Genomic DNA, 15,773 nt, shown 5'->3' with positions numbered 1-15,773 from the left:
ATAGAATAATTTTAAAAGAAGAATTAAAATACAAGGAAGTGAATATGATGCCCATATTTAGACTAACAAATGAGATAATATTTCCTAATCCTGAGCTTTCAGAAAAAGATGGACTTTTGGCAATCGGAGGAGATTTATCATTAGAAAGATTGATATCAGCTTATTGTAATGGTATATTTCCATGGTATAACGAAGGTGAGCCGATTCTTTGGTGGTGTCCCAAGCCAAGATTTATATTAATACCAGATGAAATTAAAATTTCTAAATCAATGAAGAAAATTATAAAAAAAGAGATGTTTCATGTAACTTTCAACAAAGATTTTTATGGTGTAATTAGTAACTGCAAGGATATTCGTGAAGATAATAATGAGGGAACTTGGATTAATAATGATATGAAAAAAGCATATATGAATTTATTTAATAAAGGTTATGCAATGAGCGTGGAGACATACCTTAATAATGAATTAGTAGGCGGTTTATATGGCGTCAAAATAGGAAAATGCTTCTTCGGAGAGAGTATGTTTTCTAAGGTAAGTAATGCATCTAAAATAGCATTAATAAAGCTTGCAGAAAAATTAAAAAACGAAAATTTCATATTTATAGATTGCCAGATGCATACAAAACATTTGGAAAGTATGGGTGGAAAATTTGTTGAATGGTCTACATTCAAGGAATTATTAAGAAAAGGTATAATATAACTGAAGAAACATCGTAAATAATAAATTCCTAATATTGAAATTATCTATAAATAATCATAGTATTGTAGATGAAATTAATATAAAATATAAAAATAGGTTTAAAACTAACATATTAATACTGTTAGTAAACAAGATTATTGAATATAAGGTGAGTTGAAGTATGGAAGAGTTAAAAAAAGCGATTAAAGAAATAATAGAAGACAATGTTATAAAGCTAGTTATTAGCAATAAAACAAATAAAAATTTTGAATATAATAAAATAGTTATATATCTCAAAGAAAATGATAAAAGAACGTACTATCAAATAGAAAAATATACTGATAAGCAGGTGTTCCATGAAAACATTGATACAGATATTTTGGAAGAAAGAATTATTGAGTATGTGGAGCCGAATTATAAGCAAATTTCTGCATGGTCAAATTCGGCTAGCTTTGAGGTAAAAATATCAAAAAAGGGCAAGGTTCTATTAAGTAAGAAAAAAAGTGATAATCAAAAAACACTTAATAAAGCTCATAACAAGGAAAAAAATTATATATTAAAAGAGGGTATGATTATTGAACCCTTAATAGATTTAGGTGTATTTACTAAAGAAGGAAAAGTAGTGAACTCAAAGTATGATAAATACAAGCAAATTAATCGTTTTGTTGAAATTATTGATGATGAAATCAAGAAAAATGATTATAAAGAACTTACTGTTTTAGATTTTGGTTGTGGAAAATCTTACTTAACTTTTGTATTGTATTATTACCTTGTAGAAATAAAGAATATTAAAGTAAAGATGATCGGATTAGATCTTAAAGCCGATGTTATAAAAAAATGTAATGATATAGCCCAAAGTTATAACTATGAAAATTTACACTTTGAACTTGGAGATATAAATGGATTTAAATATAATAATAAAGTTGATATGGTAATAACATTACATGCATGCGATACTGCTACTGATTACGCATTATATAATGCTATAAAATGGAATGCTAAATTAATATTCTCTGTCCCTTGTTGTCAGCATGAATTTAACGCCCAGATGAAAACAGATTCACTGTCTATATTAACAAAGTATGGAATAGTTCAAGAAAGAATTGCAGCACTTATGACTGATTCTGTTAGAGCAAACCTTTTAGAATGCATAGGATACAAAACACAACTTTTAGAATTTATTGATATTGCACATTCTCCTAAAAATATATTGATTAGAGCCTCTAAGTCTAATATATCTAAGGATAAAAAAGAAAAAGCTTTATTAGAAGTTGAAAATTTAATTGGTCAATTTAATTTTAATCCTACATTATATAATCTATTGAAAAATGATAATTTAATTTAAAGTTCATAAATCCACGACATAATTTAATTTTTGTCGTGGATTTATGATTTTAGTGTCTTTTCTTTTTAAATTCAGTATGAGAAGAAGGCTCAGCTTCCCCAAATGGACTTTCTTGATGTGCTTTTTCTTTTACTACCTTATTATAATTTTGTGATGCTGGATCAGATACACTTTTAGTTGAATTATAAAAATCTTTATCATTCATATTAAAGCCTCCTTATAGAAAATATTTAATTTCTAATATTAGCTTAACCATATTATCGGCAAATATTATTTATTGTAAATATATTTTGTATTTAGATTGTTACTTATATGTAAATTAAATATAATATTGTTCTAATGGAAATATTAATAGAAATACTAAAATCATTTAGAGTATACAATAAAAATCATAGTCAAAAAGATATATTCGAATTACAGATCATTCCAATGCCAGTATTTCAATATTATTGAATATATTAAACAAGTATGTAATAATAACAATGTATTAGAAATAAGTTCATGTGTTCATTAGGAAGGCTTATTTGGAAGTGATTTTATCATTTGCATTTTACGCCCATAAGCATTGAAAGGAGGAAAGGACATCTTGAAGAGAATAAATATATTAAATGAAGACACAGCAAATAAAATTGCAGCAGGAGAAGTTGTAGAAAGACCAGCGTCAGTAGTCAAAGAGCTGATTGAAAATTCAATTGATGCAAATTCTAAAAACATAATCATTGAAATAGAAGAAGGTGGAATTTCTCTTATTAGAATAATAGATGATGGAGACGGAATCTATAAAGATGATATAGCGAAAGCATTTCTTCCGCATGCTACAAGCAAGATCCAAGAGTCAGAAGATATTTATAATATACATACTCTTGGATTCAGAGGCGAAGCACTGCCATCTATAGCATCTGTAGGTAAAGTTAATTTAAAGTCTAAGCAGGATGAAGAAGCTTTTGGATATGAAATATCTATTGAGGGCGGTAAAGCATCAGAAGTAACAGAGTGTGGAATAAATAAAGGCACTATACTAGAAGTGCAAGATCTATTCTTTAATGTTCCTGCTAGGAAGAAGTTCTTAAAATCTGTATCAAAAGAGAGTTCATTAATAAATGATATAGTAACAAGATTATCACTTGCAAATCCTAAAATAAGTTTTAAATTGTATAACAATCATAAAAAAGTATTACATACCTTTGGTAATGGAGATCTTAAGGATGTAATAAGAACTATATATGGTAAGTCTATAACAGATAATATACTTTACTTTAGTGATAGTTCCGATTTAATAACTGTTTATGGTTATGTAGGAACTGAGGAAATAGCTAGAGGATCAAGAAATAATCAAAGTATTTTCGTAAATAGAAGATACATAAAAAATAGGGCGTTAGCAATAGCTGTAGAGCAAGCATTTAAGTCATTTTCAACAGTAAATAAATTTCCGTTCTTTATATTATTTATAGAAGTATATCCCGAATATGTAGATGTTAATATTCATCCAACAAAGGCTGAAATAAAATTTAATGATGAAAGAATGATATTCAAAAAGATTTTTGGAGCAGTTCATACTGCATTAAAAAATGAAGTTTTTGATACTTTTGCGATAAAAGAAGAAGAAAATACAAAAAAAGAACCGCTCCCAACATTTGAGGAGATTGCTTTTAAAATAAAAGAAGAAGAAGAAAAGGTTAAATTTGCAAGTTCTGCAGCAAAGACTTTAATGTCTCAAGGAAAAGACCTCAAGGCTAATAACGAGAGTAGCCTTAAAAGTGTATATGATCCAAGCTTGAATAATATTAATAAAACAATAGTTGAGGAAAGCACTGATTATAACAAAGAAAATGAAGAGCCTATAAGTATTCCTGTAGATCTTAAGCCTAATTCATATATAGAAAATTTGGTTGATGATTATAGTGACAATGCAGAAGATGAAATAAAATCTAATTCTGAACCTATAGAAAACGTAATTACAGAAAACAAATACGAAAATATTAAGCCAAATCCTATTGCTAAGTTTCCACCAATTACTATAATAGGTCAATATAATAAAACTTATATATTAGGAGAGTATGACGGCACCTTATACATGATTGATCAGCATGCTGCTCATGAAAAAATATTATTTGAAAAATATCTTAAAGAAATTGAAGAAGGTACTATTATAATTCAACCTCTTATTGTTCCAAGTATAATTGACTTGAGTATTGATGATTATTCTTATTTTGAAGAGAATAAAGACATATTTAGAGAGGCTGGTTTTTTATTAGAAGAGTTTGGTGGAAGTTCATTATCTTTAAAAGAAGTTCCGTACTTCTTAGGACGACTTAATCCTAAAAACTTGTTCCTAGATATACTTGATAATTTAAAAAATTTAGGAAACGGAAAAACAAGTGAAGTAAAACATAATGCTATTGCAACTAAAGCATGTAAAGCAGCTATTAAAGGAAATGATAAATTAGAAATGAATGAGATGATTAAATTAATTGAAGATCTAAGATATATAGATGATCCTTTTCACTGCCCACACGGGAGGCCTGTAATAATAAAATTTACAAGTATAGACATTGATAAAAAATTTAAAAGAATAATATAATGCTTTTGTATTATTATAAATGAATATAAACTTTAAAATTATTAACGAAAGGATAAAATAATGAAGCAAAAATTATTAGTTATTGGTGGCCCTACTGCAGTAGGAAAAACTGATCTTTCAATAAAATTAGCAAAAAATTTAAACGGAGAAATTATTTCAGCTGATTCTATGCAAATCTATAAATATATGGATATAGGTTCTGCAAAGGTAACTAAAGATGAAATGAACGGGATAAAGCATTACTTAATTGATGCAATAGAACCTGATACTCCTTTTTCAGTAGCAGATTTTAAGCAACTTGGCGAAGAAGCATTAGAAAAAATTATATGTAACGGAAAATTTCCAATAATATCAGGAGGAACAGGTTTATACATTAATTCATTAACTTGCAACATGACTTTTACAGAAGCAGAAAAAGATGAAAGTTATAGAGAATATCTAGAAACTTTAGCATTAGAAAAGGGTAATGAATATATACATGAAATGCTTAAAGATGTTGACCCTATAAGTTACAAAGAAATTCATGCTAACAACAGGAAAAGAGTTATCAGAGCGTTAGAGGTTTTTAAACTTACCAATAAGCCTTTTAGCTCATATAATGTTGGATTGGATTTTTACAATAGTGAATATGATGTATATTATTACGTACTAACTATGAATAGAGAAAAATTATATGATAGAATCAATAAAAGAGTTGATTTAATGATGGAAAAGGGCTTGCTAAATGAATGCATAAGATTAAAAGAAATGGGATATAATTCAGATATTCAATCTATGCAGGGGATAGGATACAAAGAAATATTATATTATCTAGAAGGTAAAATAACTCTAGATAAAGCAATAGATATGATAAAACAAGGATCTCGAAATTACGCTAAAAGGCAACTTACATGGTTTAGACGTGATGAAAGATGTATGTTTTTAGATAAGGATATTATGAGTGATGATGAAATTTTAGATAAAGTTATTAATGACATAATAAAGAACTAGCGTTATAATATTAGTAATAAAATCACTTATGGAGGTGTTATATTTTGGTCAATAAGCAACAAAACAACCTACAAGATATATTTCTAAATAATGCGAGAAAAAATAAAATACAAATAATAATACACTTAGTAAATGGATTCCAGTTAAAAGGTACTGTAAAGGGTTTTGATAATTTCACTGTTATTTTGGATTGTGATAATAAGCAAATGCTTATATATAAGCATGCAATATCAACTATAACGCCAACTAAACCAATTTTATTTGCAGATAACGAATACGAAACTACTTAGTAAATAGGCATTTTTGCCTATTTATTTTTGAGTATTTCTAAACTTTGGAGGATGAGACTTAGATATGTTAAAAAAGACAGAAGAATTTTTAATTAAGAATTATAATATTAGCGAAAGGACATTTGATATATATAGACATGCTTTATCTGATACTGAAGCTCAATTTAAGGAATATGATGAAATTAGAGAATTTAATCAACTTAAAGTACTGAAAGCATTTCAATTAGAAAAAATTAGCGACTCTCACTTTACAAATACTACAGGTTATGGACTTGATGATTTAGGGCGTGACTCATTAGATAAAGTATATGCTAATATCTTTAATACTGAAGCCGGACTTGTCCGTCCACATTTTGTTAGTGGTACACACGCTATTGGATGCGCTATCGCTGGTAATGTTAGGCCTGGAGATAAGATTTTATGTGTTTCCGGACTTCCTTATGATACTTTGCTTGGCGTTCTTGGACTATCAGAGAAGAAAAACGCTGGTTCATTAGATCAATATGGAATTAAAACCGATATAGTAGATTTAGATACTAAAGGTAAATTTCAATTTGATAAAATTCAAGAAGCATTGAGAAATGATCCAAGTATCAGACTTATACATATTCAAAGAAGCACTGGTTATGCTTCAAGAAAATCTTTTCTAGTTTCTGAAATAGCTGAAGTTATTAGGCATATAAGAGAAATACGAGAAGATGTAATTATATTTGTGGATAATTGTTACGGAGAATTTATTGAACCTGTTGAACCTACAGAATATGGTGCAGATATAATGGCTGGATCACTTATGAAGAATATAGGTGGAGGTATTGCTCCAGGTGGAGGATACATCGTAGGAAAGAGACAGTATGTTGATGCAGCTGCTAATAGAATGACTGTACCAGGTGTAGGAGGCGAATATGGCGCTACATACGGACTTATGAGGAGTTTATATCAAGGATTGTTCTCCGCTCCTCACGTGGCAATAGAAGCTGTAAAAACAGCAATATTCTGCGCCCGTGTAATGGAAATTGCAGGATTTAAGGTATTTCCTTCATCAACAGATAAAAGAACTGATATAATTCAAGCAATTGAATTTGGCGACGCTAAAAAATTAATTAATTTTTGTAGTGGTATTCAAGCTGGATCTCCCATAGATGCATTTGCAGTGTGTGAGCCATGGGCAATGCCAGGATATGATAGTGAAATCGTAATGGCTGCTGGCTCATTTATCTCAGGTTCAACAATCGAATTATCAGCTGATGGACCAGTTAGAGAGCCATATATAGCATATATTCAAGGTGGATTAAACTTTGATCATGGAAAAATTGGAATACTTATTGGGTTGAGCAAAGTATTAGAAGTTGATAAATAATATCACTAATTTATCACTAGCTTCCCAATATGTAAGTAGGCATAAAATTAAAAATAGACTATTAAATTTTATAGATCATAAAATTTAATAGTCTATTAATTTACTATCTTATAATATAATTTCGAAATCAATAACAAAGTAATTTGTTTAAAATGATCTGAATATACCTACAAGTTTTCCTAAAATCATGCAATCATCTACTATTATAGGATCCATAGCATCATTTTCTGGCTGAAGTCTAATATGATCTTTTTCTTTAAAAAATCTTTTGATTGTAGCGCTATCTTCTATTAAAGCTACTACTATATCACCATTTATCGCCGTTTGTGCACTTTCTATAATAGCTAAATCATTATCTCTAATACCAGCATTAACCATACTTTCACCAGAAACACGCAACATAAACAATTCTCTATCATGTTTTATAAAATCCAATGGAAGCGTAAATGTGTCTTCTATGTTTTCGGTTGCAAGTATTGGTAAACCTGCTGTAATCTTGCCTATAATAGGAATGTTAATCATTTCTTTCTTCGGTATTGAAAGTTCTGCTATTTCTAAAGCCCTTGGTTTAGAAGGATCTCTTTTAATCATTCCCTTTTTTTCTAATCTTTTTAAATGTCCATGAACAGTTGAAGTTGACCTTAAAGAGACTGCTTCGCAAATTTCTCTTACTGAAGGTGGATAACCTTTGCTCTCTGTATAACTTTTTAAAAATTCATATATCTCTGATTGCTTATCTTTTTCGTCTGACATTACAAACACCTCACTATTCTTCTAATAATTATAACATATACTATATAACATAGCAAACTTGTGTTCTAAAGTGTTTATAGGTAGTATGTATTTGGTTTAGATACACACTAAATTGGAATACAATATATTAACTAAGTATTCCAATTAATTAAAAATGGTAGTATTATTTTATAGTAGAATAACTAAGGTTAAGGTTATAAAATTATTTTTTTTGGGACGATAGTTTCAAGGTGAGGCGGTAGTAAATATGTTTGATATTAAAATTTTTGAAGGCATGAGTACAGAAAGTAAATTAGACAACATGCTTATAATGCTTGAAGGTTTGATTCAAGGAGATGAAGATTCTCCAATAACAAAGCTTTGTAATGCATCAGCATTAATTAATGCACTTATAGATAGAATAAATTGGTGTGGCTTTTATTTGGTTAAAAACAATACTCTTGTATTAGGACCGTTCCAAGGAATGCCTGCTTGTACAAAAATTGAAATAGGGAAGGGGGTTTGCGGAAAAGCTGCATTAGAAAAAGAAACTTTACTTGTTAAAGATGTACATAATTTCGAGGGACATATAGCGTGTGATGCTGCCTCAAATTCAGAAATAGTCATTCCTATAATTAAAGAAGGAAATCTTATTGGAGTTTTAGACTTGGATAGTGAAGAATTCGAAAGATTTACTGAAGTAGAAAAGACTTACCTAGAAAAGGCTGTTGTTATACTTAGTAAATATATAGAATGGAATGATATAATTTAGATTAAATAATTAGATTACATTTAATAATTTATCTACGTTAAATTATTTTATTCTTTATTGATATTCTATCTTCGATAAAAAATTTGATTTAATTTATTGTTTTTGGTATAATTAAGTTTCCATAATAAAAAAATGAGGTGTTTTAAATGACATATAAATATACTGATGATGATTATTGCGATATCTATGAAAATAAAATATGTGATAATTGTGGTAAGTGTTTGCAAATCAACGGCATAGATACAAAAGCCATTAAAATAGAAGACATTGCGAAAACACAAGAAGAGAACGAATTACTAGAAGAAGAATTTTTAAATGACTTAAAAGCATCCTTAAGTGAAGATGAATTACATGAAATTAACGAAGATAAATTAGATTTAAAATCTATATATAATAAGTTTGCAAAAACATCAAATGACATTGACGTAAATGACTTTAATCTTGAAGACAGCGCTTACGAAGATGCTTTTGATCATATTGAATATTTAGATGAGATCAGTTTAGATGATGATCTGATCCTCGATGAAATGACAGAAGAAGTATATCCTGGAGTAAGAAGATTAAAAAAATCAATCGAATAAAAGAAGCTTGTAGACTACACTAAAGAAATGCATAGATTTTCGCTTTATTTCACATAATAATTTCGTAGAAGATTTCACAAGAAAGGATGAATTATTATGAAGCGAAAATCTATTTTAGCGTTGAATTTGACAGCAATTCTTTTGGTTTCAATATCTTTGTTTGGGTGTGGTAACATATCAAGAACAAGAACAAATAATGATGTCACTAGACAAAACGACATAACAAACGATGGCATTAGAAGTGGAAGTGTAGATGGAACAGGTACTGGCGCTAATAATGCTCAAAATGGTACTGACGGAAACATGCAAGGTGGAACTAGCGGAAATATGCAAGGCGCAGCAGGAAATGGAACTGTAGGAGGGGATACTAATCAAAACAATGTAGCCGGATCGACTTCAGATACTACGAGGGATAGAACAGGTCTAACTACTAATGATACAACATACAGAGCTGCCGATTTTAAAAACGATTTCACAAATGCCGGATATGATGTCAAAGAATCAACTAACACTAACAAAAATGATTATTTCAAAGGAAATGAAACTGATTATTTATTAGGTGGAGATGTAGTTAGAATATACGAGTATAATTCTCCAACAGAGCTAGAATGGGCTATCAACAGAATCGTACCAAACGGAATGAATGCTAGCAGCAATAATGCAAATAACAATGCGAGCCCTTATTATTATAGAAAAGGAAATACTCTTATCGTTTATGAAGGAAAAGAACCTGCATATGTTGACGAGTTTGGAAAAATGTACGGAAACACACTAAGACCACAACACTAAAAATATTTATATTAAGCACAAAAAGGTTACGATAGAAAATAAAGTAACCTTTTATTTTTTTTAATTTAAGCAATACCAAAGCATAGTAGGAGAGTAGCAGTAACATTTTTATTATAAATTTTAATGATAAAATTACAGTTTTGAAAGAGGATTCGATTTTACAGCATCTCTTAATGAGTCATCGTCAACATGCGTGTAAATTTGGGTAGTCGAAATATTTGTATGACCTAATATACTTTGCAAACTTCTTATATCTACGTTTCCGTACTTATACATAAGAGTTGCAGCAGTGTGCCTCAACTTGTGTGGAGTATATTTATCATCAGTTAACCCTGCATTTGTTATATGTTTTTTTATCATTATCTCAACCGTACGTTTATTTATAGGACCATTTCTAGATGATAAAAATAAAAACTTTTTATTATCCGGCAAAGCCTTAGAATCATCTCGTACATTTAAATAATTTGCTAAAGCTTTAAGGCATGCATCATTTAAATAAACAGTTCTTTCTTTATTTCCTTTACCTATGATAGTAAGAGTATCATCTCTAATTTTATCAATTTGAATACTACAGAGCTCCGAAAGTCTCATTCCGCAATTCAAAAAGAACATCAAAATGCAATAGTCTCTGGAGTAGTTTTTATCATTTTTATTTAAAGACTCCAATAGATGAATACTTTGATTTAGAGTAAGGTATACAGGATGACGCTTATTTATTTTAGGCGATTCCAACTCAAAAGCAGGATTCTCCGTGATCACTTTAGCTTTCCCAAAAAGAAACTTAAAAAAAGATTTTAAAGTAGCAACTTTTCTAGCTCTAGCATATGAACTATTGTCTCTATATTTCTCTGTAAAAGAAAGAAACGCATATAGATCTCTAAGTTTTATACCTCTTAAAAATTCATCATCTATAATACTTATATCTATATCTTCAAACTCAACAGAGTCGGAATTTACCTTTCCTTTATAAATCATCATAAATCTAAAAAAGATAGTCAAATCTATTCTGTATCCATAAATCGTATTTATAGACGTACTTTTAATCGTTTCTAAATAATTTAAAAAATCAACCAAACTTTCTGGCAGATTATTATTCTTAAGAACCTGGATATCGTATTTCATTTTTTCACCTGCATTATTTATAAATTTCTTATTAATTAAGTTACGATATTAATAATTTAAATCATCATTGATAAATTTTATTCTAATAAAGTAATTTTATACTAAGTTAAAAATATTATATCAAATATCATAAATTTATGCAATTATTTCGCTAAATGTATATTTAGCGAAATAATTATTAGCTATTTTTATAATAATTCAGTTAATTTTATTATGATTTTAGTCTTTTCATTTAAACGAACGCCAAAATTATTCCTATGCTTTCTTATTAAAAACTATTTATCATCAATACTTTATATTAAACTTTTATAATTCAGTTCCTCGAATATTGTTAATCATTAAAACTTAATCAAAATTTATAACTTCAATCATAAATTCTAAAGTAATATTTTTTAATCTTATTTGAAATAAAAAAATAAATGATTTTTCATATAAAAAAACATTAACTTTAAAAACTATCAAGTTTTTTCTTTTTTCACATATTGATAATAATTATCAACATACTGTTTTCTCCCACCTTTTCACAATTATATTTCCATTAAATAGTATTCGATTCTGATAAAAAAATAAATTTGAACGTTATTCAATACTATATTTTCTACATTTAACAAAAGTTCAAATTCATAATAACCAAACTCAGTTTTTGATCAAATTCAGATGATTTTTATATCTAAAATTCACGTATAGAAATAATCTCAAAATAAAAAACTATATCTGCTTTTATGATATAATTTAAATAAACAATGTCATTAATCATCAGTAATGAATATAAACTAAAACTTACGGAGGAATGTTGAAATTATGGCTCAAGGAAAAGGAAAAACTAATGCTATGAGAATTCTAGATAATAATAAAATAAATTACACAACTCACAGCTACGAAAATAATGATGGTAAGATAGATGGTGTTGCAGTTGCACACAAAATAGAAAAAGACGTTAATCAAGTTTTTAAAACTTTAGTAACTCAAGGTCATTCTAAAGAATTTTATGTTTTTGTTATTCCAGTTGCTGAAGAATTAGATATGAAAAAAGCCAGCAAAATCGCAGGCGAAAAAAATATAGAAATGATTCATGTTAAAGATATAAACAAAGTAACAGGATACATTAGAGGTGGCTGTTCCCCACTCGGTATGAAAAAAATATTTAAAACTTTTATTCAAGAAAACGCATTATTATTTGATACAATTGTATTTAGTGGAGGAAAAATAGGTTCTCAAATAGAAATGAATCCAAATGATCTAAAAAAAGCAATAGAATGTTCATTTGTAGATATAATCAAAAACTAATTAAACAATTGTCACAATCAAAAGATAAGTTCTTTATAGATATCCAACTCTAAAACTAAATTTATGTGCTAACTTACCGAAATCATAAATATTTTGTTCCGAAAAGCTATGAAAATATCGCTTAAGGTTCTAAGCAGCAGGTTGTAGCCACTTTAGCACGTTCCAACTTTCAGTTTGACAAGCTAAGCTGGAATAACCTACAGCTAAGAACCTTTAAAAGCTCATTTTCAAATGTTTTCTCCACAAATATATTTATGATTTCTTGTGAATATACAAACTTAAAGTCTTAGTAAATTTGAAAATATATTCATCTAATAAATCTAATCCTTAAGCTGTTTATCTATATATTTTAAAAAATAACAAATTAATTCTTATATTTTATAGAACAAATGTTCTCAGGTGATAAAAATGGCATTTATTCCACAAGATATCATCACAGCATGAAATATTTTTTATTTTTATCATCTGATAAACCCCACATTGAAGTTCTTTAACCTATAATTTATATTTTTTTCAAATTATAAAAGCAACAATATGTATGCTGAACAAAAATGCTATTTTTATAGTTTAAGAACAAACGTTCGTATCTACTCATATTTTTTTATTTTAACCAACTAAATAAAATAGTCTGTATGATCTATTAGGGTAAGTTATAACGCCTCTCCTATTAAGAATCTATACAGACTATTTTAAATTCATTTTATTTAAATCATAAATTTATTTTTTACTTTTCAACTTCTCCAATTAAAGAGAATGAATTAGCTTTAACTATTTTTACATTAACTAATTTTCCTATTAGGTCTTCCCCACCCTCAAAGTTAACTAGTCTTCCGTTCCTAGTTCTACCTGTTAATTTTGATTCATCATTTTTGCTATAACCTTCAACTAAGACTTCATATATCTTTCCTTCTGCATCCTTATTTCCTTTAGCTATGCCCGTATTAACTATCTCAACTAATCTGTTGAAACGTTCATGTTTAATTTCATCTGCTATCTGATTCTCCATTTTATCCGCTGGAGTATGATTTCTTCTTGAATAAATAAATGTGAAAGCAGCATCATATCGAACTTCTTTAGCTAGCTCTAATGTTTCATTAAAATCTTCTTCAGTTTCTCCAGGGAAACCAACGATTATATCAGTAGAAAATGTTACATCTGGAATTTCAGCTCTTATCTTTTTTGCTAACGTGATGTATTGTTCCTTTGTATAATGTCTATTCATTTCTTTTAAAATTCTATCAGAGCCACTTTGCACTGGTAAATGAATTTGCTCGCATACTTTATCACAATCTCTTATAGCATATACAACATCTAAAGTTAAATCTTTTGGATGAGAAGTCATAAATCTAATTCTTTCAAGTCCCTCTATTTCATTAACTTTTCTTAGAAGGTCTGCAAAAGTAATATTTTCTTCCAATCCTTTTCCATATGAATTAACATTTTGTCCTAAAAGAGTTACTTCCTTATACCCTCTTGTTACCATATCTTTTATTTCATTTACTATATCTTCTGGCTTTCTACTTCTTTCTCTACCTCTAACATAAGGAACTATACAATATGTACAAAAGTTATTACATCCATACATAATAGTTACAAAGCCCTTAATATCGCTTTTTCGATCTATAGGTATCCCCTCTACTATTTCAGTTTCCTTATCAATAATCTCTTTAATTTGAACACCTTCTGTTTTAACTCTATTTAAATATTCAGGAAACTTATACGAGTTATGAGTTCCAAATATTATGTTTACATATGGAAATCTCTTTAATATATCGTCAGCCATCCCTTTTTGCTGCATCATACATCCACATATTCCAATAACTAAATCAGGATTCTTTTCCTTTTGCTTTTTTAAAGCGCCAAGATTTCCAAAAACCTTATTTTCTGCATTTTCTCTAACACAGCAGGTATTAAATATAATTATAGATGCTTCGTCTCTATTCTCAGTATTTTCATACCCCATCCTTTTAAGCATACCTGAAAGTTTCTCTGAATCTTCTTCATTCATTTGACAACCATAAGTTTGTATAAAGAATAATTTTTTTTCATCACTAGCCATTTGGCTATCTAGTTTTTCTATATCAAAGTTCATTATTGTTCCTCCGTATAAATTACAATTTCTATAGTATTATAACAAATAATAATTCTAAATAAAAGACTATAATTATGCATAATTAAAGGAGTTATACTCATAGACAACTCCTAACGCTAATTAATTAATTTTTTTATACCAACTAATAAAAGATTGATATTCCCTAAATCCAATTTTAGTGTACAAAGATAAGGCTTTTAAATTATTCTTTTCTACTCTTATATAAACAGTTTTTATAGAATTTCTATAACATAAATCTATAAGATATCTAACCAATAACTCTCCATACCCATGTTTTCTGTATTCTTCTAATATTCCTAAATTAACAATAGTATAAAATCCTCTATTAAAAATAATTTGACCATATCCGACAACTTGTCCATTATTGTTACATATAAAAACACCAAAATCTTTTATATAATAGTCTTCCTCTTCTTCCCTATATATATCTTCAATCGTTAAAGGAACTCTATTTTTTTCATTAAAAACCGAATTTTGAATTCTGCATCTTAATTCTTCATCTTGTCCTTCTTTAAAGTGTTTAAAAAATATTCTATTTTCACAAAAATTATTTTTAATATTGCTTGTCCTTATCTTCATTAAAATGTTATTAGAATTAACATCAAAATTTAATTTTTTCATTATAAAAGAAGCCTTTGAGTTTGCTAACATATCGAATCTGAAGGCACTAGCATTAAAAAATGATAAGATTTTAGAATTAATTAAATGTATATATTCATCTTTCAAATATATAGAATATATATTACTAAAACCATTATACGAAGGATATTCGCACCATATATATCCCACATATTCACTATTAACTCTAAAAAGTCTAATTTGTTTACGAATTATATATTTTACTACAAAAGATTCATCATCATAAATTTCAAAAAAGCTTTTATCGCACGAATATGCATCTTCACTCCTATTATATAATCTCCTGAAATGATTCATATTGAATAAAGATAATTTTTCCAAAAAAACCATAAAAATTCCTCATTTCCCCTTTAATAAATAAATTATAAATCTTACAAAAATTATAGTCAACTTCTGATAGACTTAAACAATGTGTTAATATATAGAATATAGGTTGTTGAATAACTAATTTTTACAAATGGTTATTTAAGAAAATATTCTTAGAAATTATATATTCCA

General features: G+C 28.0%; 15 protein-coding genes. 10 read left to right on the top strand and 5 right to left on the bottom strand.

Annotated features, from left to right (window positions below):
- The first annotated feature begins 47 nt into the window (after nucleotides 1-47).
- Together aat and L1S46_RS22515 are read left to right on the top strand one after the other, a co-directional pair.
- On the top strand, nucleotides 48-698 hold the full coding sequence (gene aat / locus L1S46_RS22520) for a leucyl/phenylalanyl-tRNA--protein transferase (RefSeq protein WP_238901045.1): 651 nt from the start codon (nucleotides 48-50) through the stop codon (nucleotides 696-698).
- Between the two features lie 160 nt (nucleotides 699-858).
- Complete coding sequence (locus L1S46_RS22515) at nucleotides 859-2,022, top strand: SAM-dependent methyltransferase (RefSeq protein ID WP_012058777.1); 1,164 nt, start codon at nucleotides 859-861, stop codon at nucleotides 2,020-2,022.
- A gap of 49 nt (nucleotides 2,023-2,071) precedes the next feature.
- Here the strand turns inward: L1S46_RS22515 and L1S46_RS22510 are convergent, their stop codons facing one another.
- Complete coding sequence (locus tag L1S46_RS22510; RefSeq protein WP_017211601.1) at nucleotides 2,072-2,227, bottom strand: hypothetical protein; 156 nt, start codon at nucleotides 2,225-2,227, stop codon at nucleotides 2,072-2,074.
- A 381-nt stretch (nucleotides 2,228-2,608) separates the two neighbouring features.
- Here L1S46_RS22510 and mutL point away from each other — a divergent pair, with 381 nt between their 5' ends.
- The 4 genes from mutL to L1S46_RS22490 all read left to right on the top strand — a co-directional run bounded on the left by mutL (nucleotide 2,609) and on the right by L1S46_RS22490 (nucleotide 7,240).
- A complete protein-coding gene (mutL, locus tag L1S46_RS22505) occupies nucleotides 2,609-4,603 on the top strand; it encodes a DNA mismatch repair endonuclease MutL (RefSeq protein WP_238901030.1) in 1,995 nt (664 codons plus the stop codon).
- Nucleotides 4,604-4,663: 60 nt separating this feature from the next.
- A complete protein-coding gene (miaA, locus tag L1S46_RS22500; RefSeq protein WP_077830487.1) occupies nucleotides 4,664-5,593 on the top strand; it encodes a tRNA (adenosine(37)-N6)-dimethylallyltransferase MiaA in 930 nt (309 codons plus the stop codon).
- A gap of 44 nt (nucleotides 5,594-5,637) precedes the next feature.
- Nucleotides 5,638-5,883, top strand: a complete 246-nt coding sequence (hfq, locus tag L1S46_RS22495) for an RNA chaperone Hfq (RefSeq protein ID WP_012058774.1) — start codon at nucleotides 5,638-5,640, stop codon at nucleotides 5,881-5,883.
- Nucleotides 5,884-5,947: 64 nt separating this feature from the next.
- On the top strand, nucleotides 5,948-7,240 hold the full coding sequence (locus tag L1S46_RS22490; RefSeq protein ID WP_238901029.1) for a methionine gamma-lyase family protein: 1,293 nt from the start codon (nucleotides 5,948-5,950) through the stop codon (nucleotides 7,238-7,240).
- Nucleotides 7,241-7,387: 147 nt separating this feature from the next.
- Here the strand turns inward: L1S46_RS22490 and lexA are convergent, their stop codons facing one another.
- Complete coding sequence (gene lexA, locus L1S46_RS22485; RefSeq protein WP_238901028.1) at nucleotides 7,388-7,993, bottom strand: transcriptional repressor LexA; 606 nt, start codon at nucleotides 7,991-7,993, stop codon at nucleotides 7,388-7,390.
- 247 nt (nucleotides 7,994-8,240) lie between these two features.
- Between lexA and L1S46_RS22480 the strand changes: the two genes are divergently transcribed.
- From L1S46_RS22480 to L1S46_RS22470, 3 genes are all read left to right on the top strand, one after another.
- Entirely contained in the window at nucleotides 8,241-8,744 is a 504-nt protein-coding gene (locus tag L1S46_RS22480; RefSeq protein ID WP_017211607.1) for a GAF domain-containing protein, read from the top strand.
- Nucleotides 8,745-8,890: 146 nt separating this feature from the next.
- Entirely contained in the window at nucleotides 8,891-9,325 is a 435-nt protein-coding gene (locus L1S46_RS22475) for a hypothetical protein (protein WP_012058770.1), read from the top strand.
- 96 nt (nucleotides 9,326-9,421) lie between these two features.
- Entirely contained in the window at nucleotides 9,422-10,114 is a 693-nt protein-coding gene (locus tag L1S46_RS22470; protein WP_238901027.1) for a hypothetical protein, read from the top strand.
- A 132-nt stretch (nucleotides 10,115-10,246) separates the two neighbouring features.
- On the opposite strand, the gene L1S46_RS22465 is transcribed toward L1S46_RS22470, so the two are convergent.
- The gene (locus L1S46_RS22465) at nucleotides 10,247-11,236 is read right to left on the bottom strand and encodes a tyrosine recombinase XerC (protein ID WP_238901026.1); all 990 of its coding nucleotides are present in this window, start codon (nucleotides 11,234-11,236) and stop codon (nucleotides 10,247-10,249) included.
- An 801-nt stretch (nucleotides 11,237-12,037) separates the two neighbouring features.
- Between L1S46_RS22465 and ybaK the strand changes: the two genes are divergently transcribed.
- Nucleotides 12,038-12,523, top strand: a complete 486-nt coding sequence (ybaK, locus tag L1S46_RS22460; RefSeq protein WP_077830492.1) for a Cys-tRNA(Pro) deacylase — start codon at nucleotides 12,038-12,040, stop codon at nucleotides 12,521-12,523.
- 724 nt (nucleotides 12,524-13,247) lie between these two features.
- Here the strand turns inward: ybaK and miaB are convergent.
- Nucleotides 13,248-14,615 (bottom strand): tRNA (N6-isopentenyl adenosine(37)-C2)-methylthiotransferase MiaB, encoded by a 1,368-nt coding sequence (gene miaB / locus L1S46_RS22455; RefSeq protein ID WP_238901025.1) that lies wholly within the window; start codon nucleotides 14,613-14,615, stop codon nucleotides 13,248-13,250.
- Nucleotides 14,616-14,735: 120 nt separating this feature from the next.
- The gene (locus L1S46_RS22450; protein ID WP_238901024.1) at nucleotides 14,736-15,605 is read right to left on the bottom strand and encodes a GNAT family N-acetyltransferase; all 870 of its coding nucleotides are present in this window, start codon (nucleotides 15,603-15,605) and stop codon (nucleotides 14,736-14,738) included.
- Between the last annotated feature and the right edge of the window lie 168 nt (nucleotides 15,606-15,773).

Origin of the sequence: Clostridium sp. YIM B02500 (genome assembly GCF_022324665.1) — a bacterium.
Taxonomy (GTDB): domain Bacteria; phylum Bacillota; class Clostridia; order Clostridiales; family Clostridiaceae; genus Clostridium; species Clostridium beijerinckii.
The sequence above is the reverse complement of the archived record's forward strand: the minus strand, read 5'-3'. Positions and strand labels throughout refer to the sequence as shown.